Source organism: Pseudomonas batumici (assembly GCF_036585405.1).
GTDB classification, from domain to species: Bacteria; Pseudomonadota; Gammaproteobacteria; order Pseudomonadales; family Pseudomonadaceae; genus Aquipseudomonas; species Aquipseudomonas batumici.
In genome coordinates this window covers 4,368,820-4,385,564 of the sequence record NZ_CP144470.1, presented here as the reverse complement: position 1 = coordinate 4,385,564, position 16,745 = coordinate 4,368,820, and the positions used below count along the sequence as shown (strand labels likewise).

The 16,745-nt window shown below is 63.2% G+C and carries 15 protein-coding genes; 1 reads left to right on the top strand and 14 read right to left on the bottom strand.

Going from position 1 to position 16,745, the window contains the following annotated elements:
* Positions 1–136: 136 nt before the first annotated feature.
* The 4 genes from NUH87_RS19825 to NUH87_RS19810 form a co-directional block, all read right to left on the bottom strand.
* Entirely contained in the window at positions 137–457 is a 321-nt protein-coding gene (locus tag NUH87_RS19825; protein ID WP_338522382.1) for a DNA-binding transcriptional regulator, read from the bottom strand.
* Positions 441–806, bottom strand: a complete 366-nt coding sequence (locus NUH87_RS19820; protein ID WP_338522381.1) for a type II toxin-antitoxin system RelE/ParE family toxin — start codon at positions 804–806, stop codon at positions 441–443. Before NUH87_RS19820 ends, NUH87_RS19825 begins: the two co-directional genes overlap by 17 nt.
* A gap of 222 nt (positions 807–1,028) precedes the next feature.
* A complete protein-coding gene (locus NUH87_RS19815; RefSeq protein WP_338522379.1) occupies positions 1,029–2,312 on the bottom strand; it encodes an aspartate aminotransferase family protein in 1,284 nt (427 codons plus the stop codon).
* A complete protein-coding gene (locus NUH87_RS19810; protein WP_040071300.1) occupies positions 2,309–3,007 on the bottom strand; it encodes an MOSC domain-containing protein in 699 nt (232 codons plus the stop codon). The genes NUH87_RS19815 and NUH87_RS19810 overlap by 4 nt, the downstream gene beginning before the upstream one ends.
* A 102-nt stretch (positions 3,008–3,109) precedes the next feature.
* Between NUH87_RS19810 and NUH87_RS19805 the strand changes: the two genes are divergently transcribed.
* Complete coding sequence (locus NUH87_RS19805) at positions 3,110–4,033, top strand: LysR family transcriptional regulator (protein WP_338522377.1); 924 nt, start codon at positions 3,110–3,112, stop codon at positions 4,031–4,033.
* A gap of 232 nt (positions 4,034–4,265) precedes the next feature.
* On the opposite strand, the gene NUH87_RS19800 is transcribed toward NUH87_RS19805, so the two are convergent.
* The 10 genes from NUH87_RS19800 to bioB all read right to left on the bottom strand — a co-directional run bounded on the left by NUH87_RS19800 (position 4,266) and on the right by bioB (position 16,713).
* Positions 4,266–6,044 carry an acyl-CoA dehydrogenase C-terminal domain-containing protein gene (locus tag NUH87_RS19800; protein ID WP_338522375.1) on the bottom strand — a complete coding sequence of 593 codons (1,779 nt, stop codon included), beginning with the start codon at positions 6,042–6,044 and terminating at the stop codon, positions 4,266–4,268.
* A gap of 187 nt (positions 6,045–6,231) precedes the next feature.
* A complete protein-coding gene (locus tag NUH87_RS19795; protein ID WP_338522374.1) occupies positions 6,232–8,028 on the bottom strand; it encodes an acyl-CoA dehydrogenase C-terminal domain-containing protein in 1,797 nt (598 codons plus the stop codon).
* A gap of 89 nt (positions 8,029–8,117) precedes the next feature.
* A complete protein-coding gene (locus NUH87_RS19790; protein WP_338522373.1) occupies positions 8,118–9,410 on the bottom strand; it encodes a GGDEF domain-containing protein in 1,293 nt (430 codons plus the stop codon).
* Positions 9,411–9,638: 228 nt separating this feature from the next.
* Positions 9,639–11,444, bottom strand: coding sequence for a phenylacyl-CoA dehydrogenase (locus NUH87_RS19785; RefSeq protein ID WP_040071305.1), 1,806 nt, complete (start codon positions 11,442–11,444; stop codon positions 9,639–9,641).
* A 357-nt stretch (positions 11,445–11,801) separates the two neighbouring features.
* A complete protein-coding gene (locus NUH87_RS19780) occupies positions 11,802–12,095 on the bottom strand; it encodes a hypothetical protein (RefSeq protein WP_040071306.1) in 294 nt (97 codons plus the stop codon).
* A 149-nt stretch (positions 12,096–12,244) separates the two neighbouring features.
* On the bottom strand, positions 12,245–12,925 hold the full coding sequence (gene bioD, locus NUH87_RS19775) for a dethiobiotin synthase (protein WP_040071307.1): 681 nt from the start codon (positions 12,923–12,925) through the stop codon (positions 12,245–12,247).
* Positions 12,922–13,734 (bottom strand): malonyl-ACP O-methyltransferase BioC, encoded by an 813-nt coding sequence (gene bioC / locus NUH87_RS19770; RefSeq protein ID WP_338522370.1) that lies wholly within the window; start codon positions 13,732–13,734, stop codon positions 12,922–12,924. Before bioC ends, bioD begins: the two co-directional genes overlap by 4 nt.
* The gene (locus tag NUH87_RS19765) at positions 13,727–14,458 is read right to left on the bottom strand and encodes an alpha/beta fold hydrolase (protein WP_338522369.1); all 732 of its coding nucleotides are present in this window, start codon (positions 14,456–14,458) and stop codon (positions 13,727–13,729) included. The genes bioC and NUH87_RS19765 overlap by 8 nt, the downstream gene beginning before the upstream one ends.
* A complete protein-coding gene (gene bioF, locus NUH87_RS19760; RefSeq protein ID WP_338522368.1) occupies positions 14,451–15,641 on the bottom strand; it encodes an 8-amino-7-oxononanoate synthase in 1,191 nt (396 codons plus the stop codon). The genes NUH87_RS19765 and bioF overlap by 8 nt, the downstream gene beginning before the upstream one ends.
* A 16-nt stretch (positions 15,642–15,657) precedes the next feature.
* Entirely contained in the window at positions 15,658–16,713 is a 1,056-nt protein-coding gene (bioB, locus tag NUH87_RS19755) for a biotin synthase BioB (RefSeq protein WP_040071311.1), read from the bottom strand.
* Between the last annotated feature and the right edge of the window lie 32 nt (positions 16,714–16,745).

Sequence of the window (16,745 nt, the reverse complement as noted above, 5' to 3'; positions counted from 1 at the left end):
CCGGGGAGCCGACGCAAACGCCGCCTTCTATCCCCCTCGTGCAGCCCACTGAGCCAGCCCTGATTCGCGGACAAACCAGCGCCCACCGCGGGTTGCGCACCTTCGCCCAGGATCGCTCACGCAATCGCCGCGAGCGCTAGGCCAATATCTGCAGGCCGTATTTCTGCACGATGCTCAACAGCTTGAGTGCCATGCCACTGGGCTGCTTGTCGCCTGCCTCCCACTGCTTGACGGTCGAGGCACTGGTGTTCAGGTAACGGGCGAACACCGGTTGACTGACATGGTTGCGCTCACGCAACAGCTTGATCTGCTCCGGCGGGATTTCATCCGGCACTGGCGCCAGGCACGACTCATCGAACTCGCGCATGGTCGCCTTGCTGATCGCCCCAATGGCGTGCAACGCGCTGGCCGACTCATGAACCGATTCCAGTGCCTCGCTTTTAAATCTCTTGGTCATGACCTATCTCCACAAACTCTTTCATTTCCAGTAGCTGCCGGACCTGCTGATCGCAGAGTCCCTCATAGGTTTTGGCCAAAGCCTTGAACGCAGCGAGCTCCTGCGCCGTGATATTGCTCTGATCGCTTTTGGCGAACAGAAACTGGAAAACCCAATAACGACGTCCCCTCGCCAGAACAATTGCGCGATGACGGTTTTCGTTGAGCCGCTTCTTCCATGCACCGCCGCCCAGATTGTCTGCCTGACCGCTGATGGCCTCCTTCATCGCAGCTACCAGCGCTGCATCGGTGATCAGTGCCTTTCTCGCATCGACGCTGAAGCGCCGGGTTTTGAAAAACCTGTGTGCCATGGAAATCCTTCTCCAAAAAAAACATACCACTGAGTGGTATACAAATTCAAGCCCGTCACCTACCTCGCTGCCCGGACTCCTGAAGGGTGTCCTTATGCAAAACGGCGTACTCAGAACACCGCCCACAAAAAAACACCCCATGCCAAAAGAGTCAGGCATAGGGCGACGCGTTATACCGCGAGACGGTTCGGGAATTCGTTGGGGAAAAGGCGCCGCTCAATGTCAGACGGCAATGCCCTTGCGGCACTGGACCTGGGCGGTCCGCACACGGGCAAAGGCGCGGGCCAGGCGCAGCAGCATCTCGTCGATATCACTCTTGCTGACGTTCAGTGCCGGTGAAAAACGCAGGCAATCGGCTTTCGGCGCATCCAACAGCAGCCCTTCCTGCAGCGCCGCCTTGAGCACCGCATCCGCCGAGTCGTCGCCCAGGTCCAGACCCCAAAGCAGTCCGCTGCCACGCAACTCGCCCTGGGCATAACGCTGGGCCAGGCGCGCCAACCCATCACGCAGGTACTGCCCGGTTTCGCGGACATGGGCGAGGAAATCGCCGCCGAGCAGCGTCTCCAGCACCGCCAACCCGGCGCTGCACATCAGGGCATTGCCGTGATGACTGCCACCGATTTCGCCCGGTGCGAAGCAGCAGGCCTTGCCCCGCGCCAGCAGGGCGGCCAGCGGCACACCGCCGCCCAGGCCCTTGCCTAGGGTGATGATGTCGGCCTTCACACCGTACTGCTGCTCCACCAGCAAGGCGCCGCAGCGCCCCATGCCGGTCTGCACTTCGTCCACGATCAGCAGGATGCCCAACTCGCAACACAACCGCTCGACACCCTTGAGGTAGTGCCCGGTCGCCGGAATCACCCCCGCAGCACTCTGGATCGGTTCCAGCATGATCGCGACGGTCTTGGCATCCACGGCGGCATGCAAGGCGGGCAGGTCATTGAACGGCACCTGGCTGAAGCCCGGCAGCTGGGGTTCGAAACGATTGTCGAAGGCATCAGGCGCCGAGGCCGCCATGGCACCGAAGCCACTACCGTGGCAGGCGTTGCTCAGCGAAATGATCCGGGACGCGCCACCACGATGCAGCTGCCCCCATTTGCGCGCCAGCTTGATCGCGCCGTCGCAGGCTTCGGAACCGCTGTTGAAAAAATGCACTTGGTCGCAGCCCGTGCTTTCACACAGGCGCTGGGCCAGATTCAATTGTCCCTGGTTATGAAATCCGGCCCCGCTGTTGATCAAGCCGTAGGCCTGGTCGGACAAGGCCCGGGCCAGAACGCCAGGACTGTGGCCGAGACTGTTGCTGCCACCGCCCTGGCTGAAATCCAGATAGGCCTGTTCCCGCGTATCCCATACCCAGGAGCCCTGGCCGCGAACGAACACCGGAGCAGGACGCTCGGCAGCCGGCATCAGGTATTCATCGCTGACACTGTCACGCCGGGTGGATTGCCGGTACTCGGCCGTCAGGTCGTCGAGACTCGGCGGTGTGCGACGCAAGCTGAACAGGTTCATGCGCGCAGCCCCTCCAGAGGCAGGCCGAGCAGCCGGGCCGACCAGTCTTCCACCCGTCCGCTGCGCAGGCGCTTGATGGCCGTGTCGCGCCAGCGCGAAGACAGCGCCGGGCAGTCCACCAGTTTCTTCAGGCCCGCATGCTCCAGGGGTTCCTGGTAGAAGGCATGCAGCGCCCAGGCCACGGTCAGGCCGGGATAACTGCGCTGGATCAGCTCGAACGGTTGATCGGCGCTGACAAACCCCGGTTTGAGCACCCGGTAGAACCAACCGCAACGCCCCGTGTCCTGGGCCTGTTGCGGCAGATCCGGCAATGTTCCGAGGCGGCTCAGGCGATAGCAGGCCGAGCGCGGCTGGCTGACCTGCAACAACGCGCCGCCCCAGCGAAACAGATCGCCCAGGCAAACCTGTTCTTCGGTCAGGCCCCGCGTTGACAGATTCTCGCCAAAAGCCGGTGCGGCCCAGTCGAGCTGTGGATAACGCTTGCGCCAGTAGGCGTAATGCTCGGCGGGATAGTGGTGCAGCGCCCGCTCGGGCCCGGTGTGGAAACGCGGGTCGCCGTGCTCGTCGCTGCCCAGGCCCTGCGGCCACAGCCAGAGCCGATTGGCAACCCGGTGTTTATCCGTGTCGCCGACCAAACCCTGCCCGAGATTTTTTGCCTTGCCTATGTAAACACCGTCCACGCAAACCGTATTCATCGTGCTCTATGGCCCTGTAAGCCTTATGAATTGGGGGTAGACTAGGCCTCCCCGGCACCCGCGGCCATTTCGTTTTTCGAGCATTTTCGATAAGTACAGCTTATGGATTTCAAGCAACTGCGTTATTTCGTCGCGGTGTATGAAGAAGGCCATGTCGGCCGCGCCGCCGAGCGCCTGTCGATCTCGCAGCCAGCCCTCTCCCAGCAGATCCGCCAGCTCGAACACAACCTGGATGTGAGCCTGTTCGAGCGCAGCAGCAAGCGCCTGCTGCCCACCCTCGCCGCCCATACGCTCTACAACCATGCCCTGCCGCTGCTCGATGGTCTGCAACGAGCCCGCGACGACCTGCGCAACTTCCAGGGGCAGGCCCTGCGGACCCTGGCCATTGGTGTACTGCAGACCGTACACACCAGCCTGGTGCCGCAGATGCTGGAACAGGTGCGCAAGGCCCAGCCGCACCTGGTGGTGCAGATCTACGAGCTGACCGGCATGGAGATCGAGCGACGCCTGCTCAATGGTTCGCTGGACATCGGCATCAGCTACCTGCCGCCGCGCCAGCCCGGCTTGCACGGCGTGCTGCTGTACGAAGACGAACTGCAACTGGTGATCCCGAGCGATCATCCATTGCGCGAGTTCAAGAAGGTCTCGTTGAGCCAGGCCGCCGAACTGCCGATGTTGCTGCTGGGTGAGGAGTTCCAGATACGGCAGATCTGGCAGGGCCAACTGGCCAACCTGGGGCGACGCCCTCAGGTCCAGGCCGAGCTGAACAACATGGCCGGTATTCTCGACAGCCTGCCCCACACACGGCTGGCGACCGTACTTCCGGGCCGCTCGCGCCATGAGCATGACGACGAACTGCTGCTGTGGAAGCCGCTGACCGAACCGCGTGTCGCCTTGAAAGTGGGGTTGGTGTGCCGGGATATGCAGCGTCAACAGGCGACGCTGGAGTTGTTGCGCACCTTGCTCGAAGACGTGACGAGCCGCGCAAGCGGGCATCCGCCGGTGGCGCGCGAGGGGCTGAACTGACCGGCACTTTTTCGCGGGCAAAAGAAAACCCCGCCGAAGCGGGGCTTTGCAGACTGTTTCCCTGACATCCATTTCACTCCACCGTCCTGGCGGAATCCTACGTGTCCCTGTTGTTGCTTTTGAGCTTCCTGCTCGACGTCCTTGGTGCAAAGATTATCGCTGGATCCAATCTGGCGATAGGGGCAAAGAGCAGCGCGTTATGTAAGTAAATGCTTACAGGACATCCGAAGAATTAAAATTGCTCGGCATCCAGTAGGAACAACGACTCGCTCCCCGCTTTAACCGATGCCGTCAGCGAGTGAATACGCGGCAACAGACGTGCGAAATAGAACCTCGCCGTGCCCACTTTGCTCGCGTAGAACGCCTCCTGATTCTCCTTGCCCAACGCAGCCTTGGCCATCAGCGCCCACATGTAGGCATAGGCGGTGTAACCGAAGGCTTGCAGGTATTCGACTGATGCCGCACCGATTTCGTCCGGATTGGTCTTGGCGCGATCCAGGACCCAGGCCGTCAGGTCATCGAGGTTATCCACAGCGGCGCTCAGCGGCTGGGTGAACTCGGCCAGCCCGGCGTCGGCGGTCTTGATGAAGTGGCGCATCTCTTCCGCGAACAACCGGTAGTAGGCGCCGCCGTTGCCGACGATCTTGCGCCCCATCAGGTCCAGGGCCTGGATACCGTTGGTGCCCTCGTAGATCTGCGTGATCCGCACATCGCGCACCAGTTGTTCCTGCCCCCACTCGCGGATATAGCCATGGCCGCCGAAAACCTGCTGACCGTGCACGGTGGTTTCCAGGCCCAGGTCGGTCAGGAACGCCTTGGCCACCGGTGTCAGCAAGGCCACCAGGCCATCCGCGCGCTCGCGGGTGGCGGCGTCCTCGCTGAACTTGGCGGTGTCCAGCTGCATCGCCACGTAGGTGGAAAACGCCCGACCGCCTTCGTTCGAGGCTTTCATGGTCAACAGCATGCGCCGCACATCGGGATGGACGATGATCGGGTCGGCGACCTTGTCCTTGGCCTTCGGACCGGTCGGAGAACGACTTTGCAGACGGTCACGGGCGTACTCGACGGCGTTCTGGTAGGAACGCTCGCCCGACGCCAGGCCCTGGATGCCAACCCCCAGGCGCTCGTAGTTCATCATGGTGAACATCGCGGCCAGGCCCTTGTTCGGCTCGCCGACCAGGTAACCCACGGCCTCGTCGAAGTTCATCACGCAGGTCGCGGAAGCCTGGATGCCCATCTTGTGCTCGATGGAACCACAGTTCGCCGGGTTGCGCGCGCCGAGGCTGCCGTCGGCGTTGACCAGGAACTTCGGCACCAGGAACAGCGAGATGCCCTTGGGGCCGGCCGGTGCGTCCGGCAGCTTGGCCAGCACCAGGTGAATGATGTTCTCGGTCAGGTCGTGCTCGCCGCCGGTGATGAAGATCTTGGTGCCGGTGACCTTGTAGGAACCGTCCGCCTGTGGCTCGGCCTTGGTGCGGATAATCCCCAGGTCGGTGCCGGCATGGGGTTCGGTCAGGCACATGGAACCGGCCCAGACACCCGAATACATGTTCGGCAGGTAAGCGGCCTTCAGTTCCTCGCTGGCGTGGGTGTTGATCGATACACAGGCACCGGCCGTCAGCATCGGGTAGAGGCCGAATGCGAGGCTGGAGGAGTTGATCATCTCTTCGACCTGGGCCGACACCGCCTTGGGCATGCCCATGCCGCCGAAGGCCGGATCACCGCCGACGCCGACCCAGCCGCCTTCGGCGTAGGTCTGGTAGGCCTCGGGGAAACCGGCCGGCGTGCTGACCGCGCCGTTGTCCCAGCGGCAACCTTCCTCATCGCCGCTGCGGCTCAGGGGAGCGATACTCTTGGCGGTGACCTTGCCGGCCTCTTCGAGAATCGCCTCGACGGTTTCGGCGTCGACGGTCTCGGCCAGGGCAGGCAGTTGGGCCCAGAGTTTCGCGACCTCGAACACTTCATTGAGGACGAAGCGCATATCGCGCAGGGGCGCTTTGTAGTCAGCCATGGCAAACCTCGCAAGATCTAAACGATAAGCCCGAATGGGGGCGATTTCTAAGGCCGAGCTTACCAGAACAACTTTTGCAACACATAGGGTCTATGTGTGACTTTTTTGTTATTTTTAGTCACGCAGTTATATTCGAGTCATGCGACGGCTGTTCCGACGGCTTCGCCGGAACACCGCCCGCCAATGGCTAGAGCGCGAACAGCTCCGCCGGCAAACGCATCAGGCACTCGCTGCCGGCCTCCACCGCCGCCCGATGCGTGGTTGTACGCGGCAGCAGGCGCTTGAAGTAGAACTCGCAGGTCGCCAGCTTGCCCTGGCAATATTCCGCGTCGCCGCTCCCTTCCTCCAACTGGGCCTGGGCCACCAGCGCCATGCGCAGCCAGAGGTAGGCCAGGATGATATAGCCGCTGTACATCAGATAGTCCAAGGCCGCGGCGCCCACTTCATCCGGGTTCTTCATCGCCGCCATGCCGACCTGGGTGGTCAGTTCGCCCCACTGCCGGTTCAAGCCGTTCAGTTGCGCCACATACTCCTTGAGCTGCGGATGCCCGGCATTCGCCTCGCAGAACTTGTGCACGATTTTAGTAAAGCCGCGCAGCAACTTGCCCTGACTTCCGAGCACCTTGCGCCCCAACAGGTCCAGCGCCTGGATTCCGTTGGTGCCTTCGTAGATCGGCGCGATCCGGCAATCGCGGACCAGTTGCTCCATGCCCCACTCACGAATGAAGCCGTGACCACCGAACACCTGCATCCCGTGGTTGGTCACCTCAAGGCCGGTCTCGGTCATGAAGGCCTTGCAGATCGGGGTCAGGAACGCCAGCAGGTCCTCGGCGTCCTGGCGCTGGGTCGCATCGCCGCTCAGATGAGCGACATCCAGCCACTGCGCGGTGAAGTAGGTCAGTGCCCGGTTGCCTTCGTTGAAGGCCTTCATGGTCAGCAGCATGCGCCGCACATCGGGGTGGACGATGATCGGGTCGGCGACCTTGTCCGGCGCCTTGGGGCCGGTGAGCGCGCGCATCTGCAGGCGGTCGTTGGCGTACCTGACCGCGCCCTGGAAGCTCGTTTCGCCCAGGCACAGGCCCTGCATCCCGGTGCCGAGCCGGGCATGGTTCATCATGGTGAACATGCAGTTCAGGCCCTTGTTGGCCTCGCCGATCAGAAAGCCCCGGGCGTCGTCGAAATTCAGCACGCAGGTCGCGGACGCCTTGATCCCCATCTTGTGCTCGATGGAACCGCAGTGCACGCCGTTGCGCCCGCCCGCGTCGCCGGCGGCATCGGGCAGGAACTTGGGCACAATGAACAGGGAAATGCCCTTGGTCCCCGCCGGGGCGTCCGGCAGCTTGGCCAGCACCAGGTGCACGATGTTCTCGCTCATGTCGTGCTCGCCGGCGGAGATGAAGATCTTGCTGCCGGTGATCCCATAGCTGCCGTCGGCCCGGGGCACGGCGCGGGTCTTGATGAGCCCCAGGTCCGTGCCGCAATGGGCTTCGGTCAGGCACATGGTGCCGGTCCAACGACCTTCGGTCAGTTTCCGCAGGTAGGTGTTTTTCTGCTCCTCGGTGCCATGGGCATGGATCGCCGACATCGCGCCGTGGGTCAGGCCCGGGTACATGCCCCAGGAGGTATTGCTGGAACCGATCATCTCGCTGATCACCAGTCCCAGGGACGACGGCAGGCCCTGCCCGCCATAGGCCGGATCCGCCGCCAGGCCATGCCAGCCGCCTTCGACATACTGGGCAAAGGCCTGCTTGAAGCCCTGGGGCGTGGTCACCACGCCGTTGTCGAAATGGCAGCCTTCTTCATCGCCGGAGCGGTTCAGCGGCGACAACACCTGCTCGCAGAACTTCGCGCCTTCTTCAAGGATCGCGCCGACCATGTCGGGGCTGGCATCGGTGGCGCCGAGCGCTAGGTAGTGGGCGTGGAAATCGAAAACATGGTCGATCAGAAAGCGCATATCGCGTAGCGGGGCTTTGTACTCAGGCATGGTCGTTTCTCCGGCAGCAGATGACTCAACCTACTGCCCTGCCCCGCCCCGGACAATCACCGTCCAACCGCTGAATGCTCCACCATCACTCAGTCGACAGCTTCGCTCGTGCGGATCGCCCCACGTCGGGTCTGCCCTGACGCGACCACACAGTTACGGCCCGCGCCCTTGGCGGCATAGAGCGCCTGGTCGGCGGATTTGAGCACTTCTTCCGGGGTGCGCTGCTCCGGTTGACGCTCGGCGACACCGATACTGATGGTCACCGACACACTCGACGCCCCGCTGCCCGCACGCCGCTGGCGACCTTGCTGGTCGTCCTGGGGGCGGCTGTCCTGGTTGCGCAACTGGATATGGTAGTTGGCGATCACTTCGCGAATCACCTCCAGGTGCGGCATGCATTCTTCCAGGCTCTTGCCGGCGAACACCACCGCGAACTCTTCACCGCCGTAGCGATAGGCGCGACCGCCACCGCTGACCTTCGCCAGCTTGCTGGCCACCAGGCGCAACACCTGGTCACCGACGTCGTGACCGTGGGTGTCGTTGAATTTCTTGAAGTGGTCGACGTCGGTCATCGCCAGCACATAGTTGCGCCCCAGGCGCTGCATGCGTTCATTCAATGCCCGTCGTCCCGGCAAGCCCGTGAGCTCGTCGCGGAAGGCCATCTGATAGGCCTCGTGAGCCACCGCCGCGGCGATCATCAACATCACCTGGCTGCACATGATGTTCAGGGTGAACGGCAGGATGAAGGTCTTGGGCAGCATCCAGAACAACCCGACCAGCCCGGTCAGCTGCGCCGCGTGCAGCGGTCGCGGATTACGCCAGTACTGGACCAGGAGCAACACGAAGGAAGCGAAGAACACCGGGTAGGACAGCTGGATCAGGCTCATCCAGGCACCGTGCAGCGCCGGCCAGCGAATTTCCGCCAGCCAGCCGAGCAAGGCATCCGGAAAACTCTGCTCCAACCCCAGCGCCACGCTGCCGACCGCCAGCAACACGGCGAAACGCGCCACCATGTCCTGGAACAGGTGCGTGCGCTCCTGCCAGGCGGCGTACACGCCGAACAGCAGCGGCAGCAACAGGCAACACAGGTGAAAGACCACGGCGGCGTCCTCGCGGACCTTGCCGTGATCCCGGTAATAATCGGTCTGGGTGGAGAGCAGGAAATAGGCGATGTACACCGTCACCATCAGGAACAGCTCGCGCTGGCGTCGATACACCGCGCAGTAGGATCCACCCAGCAACAGCACCAGGGTCGGCAGCACATTGAACAGCGAGGTGAAGAAAACGTTGAGTTCCTTGACGTAGGCAGCCGCAAGCCCCGCAAGCAACAACAGGAGAGAGGGTAAAAAATGACCAAGATGGACAGCGGAAGAACGCGGCAAGGGTAAAACTCCGACCGGCAAAGCAACAAATGGCATTGTGCCTGTATGTAAGACCTAAAGCACGGCAATGTGACATCAGTCACAAATGCCATCTCTGTAACGGCAGCGCGGCGATTCTTCTTAGCGATTTAGTCGGGAATATTTTCTGTCCGGATCGCTTGGGTCGCACGCAAAAAAAAGCCGCTTCCCCCGTAGGCGAAGCGGCTTTCGCAGCGAACTCAGCGCGGTTTAGTAGCCCAGGCTGAAATGCTCTTCCTTCAGGTCCATCAGGTTATTGGCACCCGACAGCATGGCCGCCACGTGAGTGCGGGTACGCGGCAGGATGCGCTGGAAGTAGAAGCGCGCGGTCTGCAATTTGGCGGTGTAGAAACCTTCCTCGGTGGTACCGGCTGCCAGTTTTTCGGCCGCCAGGCGCGCCATGTCGGCCCAGAAGTAAGCCAGGCAGGCATAACCGGAGTACATCAGGTAGTCCACCGAAGCGGCGCCGACTTCTTCACGGTCCTTCATCGCGGCCATGCCCACTTTCATGGTCAGCTCGCCCCACTCCTTGTTGATGGCCGCCAGCGGCGCGACGAACTCGCTGACCGCTGCGTTGCCTTCGTTGGCCTGGCAGAACTTGTGGACGATCTTGGTGAAGCCCTTCAGCGCTTCGCCCTGAGTCATCAACACCTTGCGACCCAGCAGATCCAGGGCCTGGATACCGGTGGTGCCTTCGTACAGCATCGAGATGCGGCTGTCGCGAACGTTCTGCTCCATGCCCCACTCGGCGATGAAGCCGTGGCCGCCGTAGATCTGCACGCCATGGTTGGCGGCTTCGAAGCCCACTTCGGTCATGAACGCCTTGGCAATCGGCGTCATGAACGCCAGCAGTGCATCGGCCTTCTTCTTCTCTTCTTCATCCTGGCCGTACTTGACGATGTCCACCTGCTTGGCGGTGAAGTACACCATCGCCCGGTTGCCTTCGGCGAAGGCCTTCATGGTCAGCAGCATGCGACGCACGTCAGGGTGCACGATGATCGGGTCGGCCGCCTTGTCCGGCGCTTTCGGGCCCGTCAGGGAGCGCATCTGCAGACGTTCGCGAGCGTATTTCAGACCACCCTGGAAACCGATCTCGGCGTGGGCCAGGCCTTGCAGCGCGGTCCCCAGGCGAGCGGTGTTCATGAAGGTGAACATGCAGTTCAGGCCCTTGTTCGGCGGGCCGATCAGGAAACCGGTGGCGGCATCGAAGTTCATCACGCAGGTGGCGTTGCCGTGGATGCCCATCTTGTGTTCGATGGAACCGCAGGAAACCGCGTTGCGTGCACCGACGCTACCGTCGGCATTCGGCAGGAACTTGGGCACGATGAACAGCGAAATGCCCTTGGTGCCGGCCGGTGCATCCGGCAGGCGTGCCAGGACGATATGGACGATGTTGTCGGCCATGTCGTGCTCACCGGCCGAAATGAAGATCTTGGTCCCGCTGACCTTGTAGGAACCGTCTGCCTGAGGCTCGGCCTTGGTGCGCAGCATGCCCAGGTCGGTGCCGCAGTGCGGTTCGGTCAGGCACATGGTGCCGGTCCACTCGCCGGAGACCAGCTTGGTCAGGTAGGCCTCTTGCTGCTCGGGCGTGCCGTGTTCGGAAATGGTGTTCATCGCGCCATGGGACAGGCCCGGGTACATGCCCCACGACCAGTTGGCTTCGCCGACCATTTCGCTGACCGCCAGGCCCAGGGACTCCGGCAGACCCTGGCCGCCGTGTGCCACGTCGTGGGCCAGGCTTGGCCAGCCGCCTTCGACGAACTGCTTGTAGGCTGCCTTGAAACCGGTTGGCGTCTTAACGCCGGACTCGCTCCAGGTGCAACCTTCGGTGTCGCCGACCCGGTTCAACGGGGCCAGTACCTGCTCACAGAACTTGGCGCCTTCCTCGAGGATGGCGTCAACCATGTCCGGGGTAGCGTCCTGGCATGCCGGCAGGCTCTGATAGTGCGCTTCGTAACCGAGCAGCTCGTCACGGACGAAACGAATATCACGCAAGGGGGCCTTGTAGTCAGGCATAGCGATAAACCTCTGCTGATGAATCCTGGAATGAGCGACCGCGTCGATTTGCCACGCCGGTCAAACGGTTGTTTGAAACATACGTTTGCGCTCAATCCTTGTCAAGTGTCGTTCATAAGCCATTCGTCACACATGGCTGAGAAACGCGCAGGAAAAGGCCTGCGGCCTGGAAGGCAGCAGAGGGCGATAAGGAAAGAATAGTCGAGGGTGGGGCGGGTTTATGGGGCGACGGAAATCGTTGTAGGAGCCAGCTTGCTGGCGATAGGAACGACACGGAGTGTCAGGCAGGACGCTTCGCGAGCAAGCTCGCTCCTACAAAAAAGATCGCGTTTCAAGTCTGGTGGGGCGGTGTACGCCTCAGGCGTAGGTATCGATCAAGGTGCCAAGCATCTTGTCCGAGGCCTTTTCCACCTTGGCGCCCAACTCCACCTGGAGCTTGCCCTGGGACATGTCCACCATGCTGCTCGCCAAGTCTTGCTGGCTGCGGTCCACCGACAACAAGCGGTTGACCTGGGTATCGGACGACTGGCTCTTGAGCGAGCGCTCGATCGTGGTATCGGCGATCTGGCTGGCGGCCTGGTCGACACGGTTCTGCCCAGAGCGAATAGTGCTCAGACCGGCATAAACAGCGGTATTTCCTGAGATTTCCATGGGCGAACTCGACTGGAGGCAGAATCAACAGTGTGCATTTAAGCAGACCTGTCAAAGGAACACCCGTCAAAAACAATAATGGCATATTGCCTTTTGATAGGCAGAATCTGGAAAACGCCGATCAACCCGCAGGCACCACGGCGTCCAGCCTAGTCCAGCAAATCCAATTGCAGGTGCTGCGCCACGGCGTCGGCGGTCACCGCCTTGAGCCTGGGCACCCGTCCCAGGCAAGGCGCAGGCAAGCGTTCGGCCAAAGTCGCGAGGTTCTCTTCCAGACGCGAGGTCTTCGGATCGACGATATTGGCCACCCAGCCGGCCAGTTGCAGCCCGTCCCGGGCGATGGCTTCGGCGGTCAGCAGGGCATGACTGATGCACCCCAGGCGCACCCCCACCACCAGGATCACCGGTAAGGCCAGCGCCTGCGCCAGGTCCGACAGGCTGGCCTGGTCCGCCAGCGGTACCCGCCAGCCGCCGGCCCCCTCGATCAGGGTGAAGTCGGCCTGTTTGGCCAACACCTGCCGCATCGGTCCCAGCAAGGACTGCACGGTCAACATCACCCCCGCCTCACGCGCCGCCAGATGTGGGGCAATCGCCGGCTCGAAGGCCACCGGATTGACCTCGGCATACGTCAGCGGCAACGAACACTCGGCCAACAACGCCAGGGCATCGGCGTTGCGCAGCCCCGCGGGCGTCACCTCGCAGCCGGAGGCCACCGGCTTGCCCGCCGCGGTGCTCAGGCCGGCCTGGCGGGCAGCATGCAGCAACCCGGCGGCAATCGTGGTCTTGCCCACGTCGGTGTCGGTGCCGGTGATGAAATAGGCAGCGCTCATAGCGGTTTCTCCAGAATGGCGTAGACCACCTGATAGGTCGCCGGCAAACCTTCGGCCTGGCGAAACTGTTCATAGGCGTGCATCAACCCGAGAATCCGCGCTCGTCCGGTCAATCCGCCGGGGCGACCCGGATTGAGGTTATGCGCACCCAGGGCCTTGAGCTCATGGGTCAGGCTGCGCACATCAGGGTAGTGCAACACCTGCGGCCGGCTTTCCAGGCTGACCACCCGCAAACCGCTGTCCCCGCACAACTGTTGGTAGTCGCTGAACAGCCGGAAGCGGTTGACGTGCACCAGGCCATCCACCGCCCGCCAACTTTCCCGCAACTCGTGCAGGGTGCCGACACACAGGCTGGCAAAGGCCATGACGCCGCCCGGCCGCAATACGCGGTGGGCCTCGCCGAGTACCGCAGCGAAATCGGCGCACCACTGTACCGCCAGGCTGGAGAACACCAGGTCGCAGCTGTCGGCCTGCAATGGCAGGCGTTCGGCGTCCCCGGCGACAAAGTGCCGGGCACCGCCCAGCGGCCGCGCATGCTCCAGCATGCCCTGGGCAATATCCAGCGCCACGCCTTCGCCCTGGTTGAAACGAACGCCCAGGGCACGGCTGAAGTAGCCGGTGCCGCAGCCCATGTCGAGCCAACGGGACGGATTCAGGTTGGCCGGCAAGCGCCCGAGCAATTCGTGACCGACATCGCGCTGCAGTTGGGCCACGCTGTCATAGCTGGCCGCCGCGCGGGAAAACGAGGCCGCGACTTGACGCTTGTCAGGCAGGCCGCCCGGCAAGGCAGGATGGGAAAGATCAGTCATCACCGGACTCATGCAAAAAGGCCTGGATAGCCCCGGCCACTCCATGGGGGTCGTCCAGTAGAAAAGCGTGACCGGCCTGTTCGATCAGGCCGACTTCGACATCCGGCAGCAACGCCAGCAAATCACTGGCGGCTTCGGCCGGCACCAGGCCATCCTGGCCGGCGAACAGGTGCAGTTGCGGACCGCGATACGCTTGCAGGGCCTGGCGGGTATCCAGTTGCGCCAGCACCTCCAGCCCGTTCAACAGGGCCTCGGGGGCGGTGTGCGGCGCACCGGCCAGGAGCTGTCGCGCCTGGCTGCGCGGGTCTGGCGAGCCCTGGGCACAGAGCAGGCTGAAGCGCTTGAGGGTTGTCTGCGGATCGGCGCGGCAGCCGGCCAGGAACTGGTCGAAGGTGTCGTTCGCCATCGCCCCGGGCCAGCCGTCGCCCACCACGAAACAGGGGTTGCTCGCCAGCGTCAGCAGGCCGCAGCAACGCTCGCCGCGCCGCGCCGCCAAGGCCGAGGCCAGCATGCCGCCTAGGGACCAACCGCCCAGCCAGGCATTGTCCGGCAGGCTCGCCTCCAGTTCGTCGAGCCACTCCTCGGGATCGCCGCTGGCCGGTTCCGGCAAGGGTTCGATTTCCACCCGCAAGTGCTCGTCCAACCCGCGCAATGCCGCGGCCAGGGGCTCCAACGGCGAAATGCCGAGCCCCCAACCGGGCAACAGGATCAGACGATCACGCATGGTTTGGCTCCAACGGCTCAACGGGACCCAACAAGCTGAAACAGGCTGCCAGCCCCTCTAACAATAGCTGCACCTGCGCCTCACTGTGGGCCGCGGACAAGGTCACCCGCAGACGCGCACTGCCCGCCGGCACGGTGGGCGGACGAATCGCCGTCACCATCAGGCCGCGCTCGCGCAACAACTGCGAGAACCGCAGCGCCCGGGCGCTGTCGCCGATCAGGATCGGCTGGATCGGGGTGAAGCTGTCCATCAGCGTCAGGCCGATTTGTTCGGCACCCTGGCGGAACTGGCGAATCAGCGCATTCAGGTGCTCGCGCCGCCAGTGCTCGGTGCGCAGCAGCTCCAGGCTCTTCAGCGTCGCACAGGCCAGGGCCGGCGGTTGGCTGGTGGTGTAGATGTAGGGCCGGGCGAACTGCACCAGGCTTTCAATCAACTCTTCACTGCCGGCGACAAAGGCGCCCGCCGTGCCGAAGGCCTTGCCCAGGGTGCCGACCAGCACCGGCACGTCCTCCTGGCTCAGGCCGAAATGCTCGACGATACCGCCGCCATGGGCGCCCAGCGGGCCGAAACCATGGGCGTCGTCGACCATCAGCCACGCGCCCCTGGCCCGGGTTTCACGGGCCAGGGCCGGCAAGTCGGCGAGGTCGCCGTCCATGCTGAATACGCCATCGGTGACCACCAGCGTATTACCCGTGGCTTTTTCCAGGCGCTTGGCGAGGCTGGCGGCGTCGTTGTGCAGGTAACGGTTGAAGCGCGCCCCCGACAGCAACCCGGCATCCAGCAACGACGCATGGTTGAGACGATCCTCCAGCACCGTATCGCCCTGCCCCACCAGGGCCGTGACCGCGCCGAGGTTGGCCATGTAGCCGGTGGTGAACAACAGCGCCCGCGGGCGCCCGGTGAGATCGGCCAGGGCCTCTTCCAGGGCATGGTGCGGCGTGCTGTGACCGATCACCAGGTGCGATGCACCGCCGCCGACACCCCAGCGCGCCGCGCCGGCCTGCCAGGCTTCGATGACCTGTGGATGATTGGCCAGGCCCAGGTAGTCGTTGTTACAGAAGGCCAGCAGGGGCTGGCCGTCGACCACCACCTGCGGGCCCTGCGGACTTTCGAGCAGCGGCCGCTGGCGATAGAGGTTTTCGGCACGCCGGGCGGACAGCCGGGCGGCGAGATCGAAGGACATGCAAGGCCTCGCGGGATCAGACAGCGGCGTTGTAGAACTGCTCGCTGCTCTTTTGCTCCACCAGCGCCTGCTCGATGGCCGCCTGGTGCACTTCGTCGGCGTGCTCCTCACGGGCCTCGGGCTGGATGCCCAGGCGTGCGAACAGTTGCATGTCCTTGTCGGCCTGCGGGTTGGCGGTGGTCAGCAGCTTATCGCCGTAGAAGATCGAGTTGGCGCCGGCGAAGAACGCCAGGGCCTGCATCTGGTCGTTCATCGCCTCACGACCCGCCGACAGCCGGACGTGGGATTGCGGCATGAGGATCCGCGCCACCGCCAGCATGCGGATGAAATCGAACGGATCGACCTCCTCGGCATTTTCCAGCGGGGTACCGGCAACCTTCACCAGCATGTTGATCGGCACCGACTCCGGGTGTTCCGGCAGGTTCGCCAGCTGGATCAGCAGCCCGGCGCGGTCGTCGAGGGACTCGCCCATGCCGAGGATGCCACCGGAGCAGATCTTCATCCCGGCATCACGCACATAGGCCAGGGTCTGCAGGCGCTCGCTGTAGGTACGGGTGGTGATGATGCTGCCGTAGAACTCCGGCGAGGTGTCGAGGTTGTGGTTGTAGTAGTCCAGGCCGGCTTCGGCCAGGGCGACGGTCTGGTCCTGGTCGAGCTTGCCCAGGGTCATGCAGGTTTCCAGGCCCATGGCCTTGACGCCCTTGACCATCTGCAGCACGTAGGGCATGTCCTTGGCCGACGGATGTTTCCACGCCGCGCCCATGCAGAAACGGGTCGAACCGATGGCCTTGGCCCGCGCGGCCTCCTCCAGCACCTTCTGCACTTCCATCAGTTTTTCTTTTTCCAGCCCGGTGTTGTAGTGGCCGGACTGTGGGCAGTACTTGCAGTCTTCCGGGCAGGCGCCGGTCTTGATCGACAGCAGGGTCGACACTTGCACGCGATTGGCATCGAAGTGCGCGCGATGCACGGTTTGCGCCTGGAACAGCAGGTCATTGAACGGCTGGACGAACAGCGCCTTGACCTCGGCTAAAGACCAATCGTGACGCAAAGTGGCGGTGGTGCTGGCGCTCATCGGCGGAGTTCCTTGTTTTATGCTGGGCAAGC

What these genes read in the sequence shown, in the direction of transcription:
- NUH87_RS19825 (WP_338522382.1), bottom strand. Translation starts at nt 457, where the DNA reads ATGACCAAGAGATTTAAAAGCGAGGCACTGGAATCGGTTCATGAGTCG.
- NUH87_RS19805 (WP_338522377.1), top strand. Translation starts at nt 3,110, where the DNA reads ATGGATTTCAAGCAACTGCGTTATTTCGTCGCGGTGTATGAAGAAGGC.
- NUH87_RS19780 (WP_040071306.1), bottom strand. Translation starts at nt 12,095, where the DNA reads ATGGAAATCTCAGGAAATACCGCTGTTTATGCCGGTCTGAGCACTATT.
- bioF (WP_338522368.1), bottom strand. Translation starts at nt 15,641, where the DNA reads ATGTCCTTCGATCTCGCCGCCCGGCTGTCCGCCCGGCGTGCCGAAAAC.
- NUH87_RS19800 (WP_338522375.1), bottom strand. Translation starts at nt 6,044, where the DNA reads ATGGCTGACTACAAAGCGCCCCTGCGCGATATGCGCTTCGTCCTCAAT.
- NUH87_RS19815 (WP_338522379.1), bottom strand. Translation starts at nt 2,312, where the DNA reads ATGAACCTGTTCAGCTTGCGTCGCACACCGCCGAGTCTCGACGACCTG.
- NUH87_RS19795 (WP_338522374.1), bottom strand. Translation starts at nt 8,028, where the DNA reads ATGCCTGAGTACAAAGCCCCGCTACGCGATATGCGCTTTCTGATCGAC.
- NUH87_RS19810 (WP_040071300.1), bottom strand. Translation starts at nt 3,007, where the DNA reads ATGAATACGGTTTGCGTGGACGGTGTTTACATAGGCAAGGCAAAAAAT.
- bioB (WP_040071311.1), bottom strand. Translation starts at nt 16,713, where the DNA reads ATGAGCGCCAGCACCACCGCCACTTTGCGTCACGATTGGTCTTTAGCC.
- NUH87_RS19785 (WP_040071305.1), bottom strand. Translation starts at nt 11,444, where the DNA reads ATGCCTGACTACAAGGCCCCCTTGCGTGATATTCGTTTCGTCCGTGAC.
- NUH87_RS19820 (WP_338522381.1), bottom strand. Translation starts at nt 806, where the DNA reads ATGGCACACAGGTTTTTCAAAACCCGGCGCTTCAGCGTCGATGCGAGA.
- bioC (WP_338522370.1), bottom strand. Translation starts at nt 13,734, where the DNA reads ATGACTGATCTTTCCCATCCTGCCTTGCCGGGCGGCCTGCCTGACAAG.
- bioD (WP_040071307.1), bottom strand. Translation starts at nt 12,925, where the DNA reads ATGAGCGCTGCCTATTTCATCACCGGCACCGACACCGACGTGGGCAAG.
- NUH87_RS19765 (WP_338522369.1), bottom strand. Translation starts at nt 14,458, where the DNA reads ATGCGTGATCGTCTGATCCTGTTGCCCGGTTGGGGGCTCGGCATTTCG.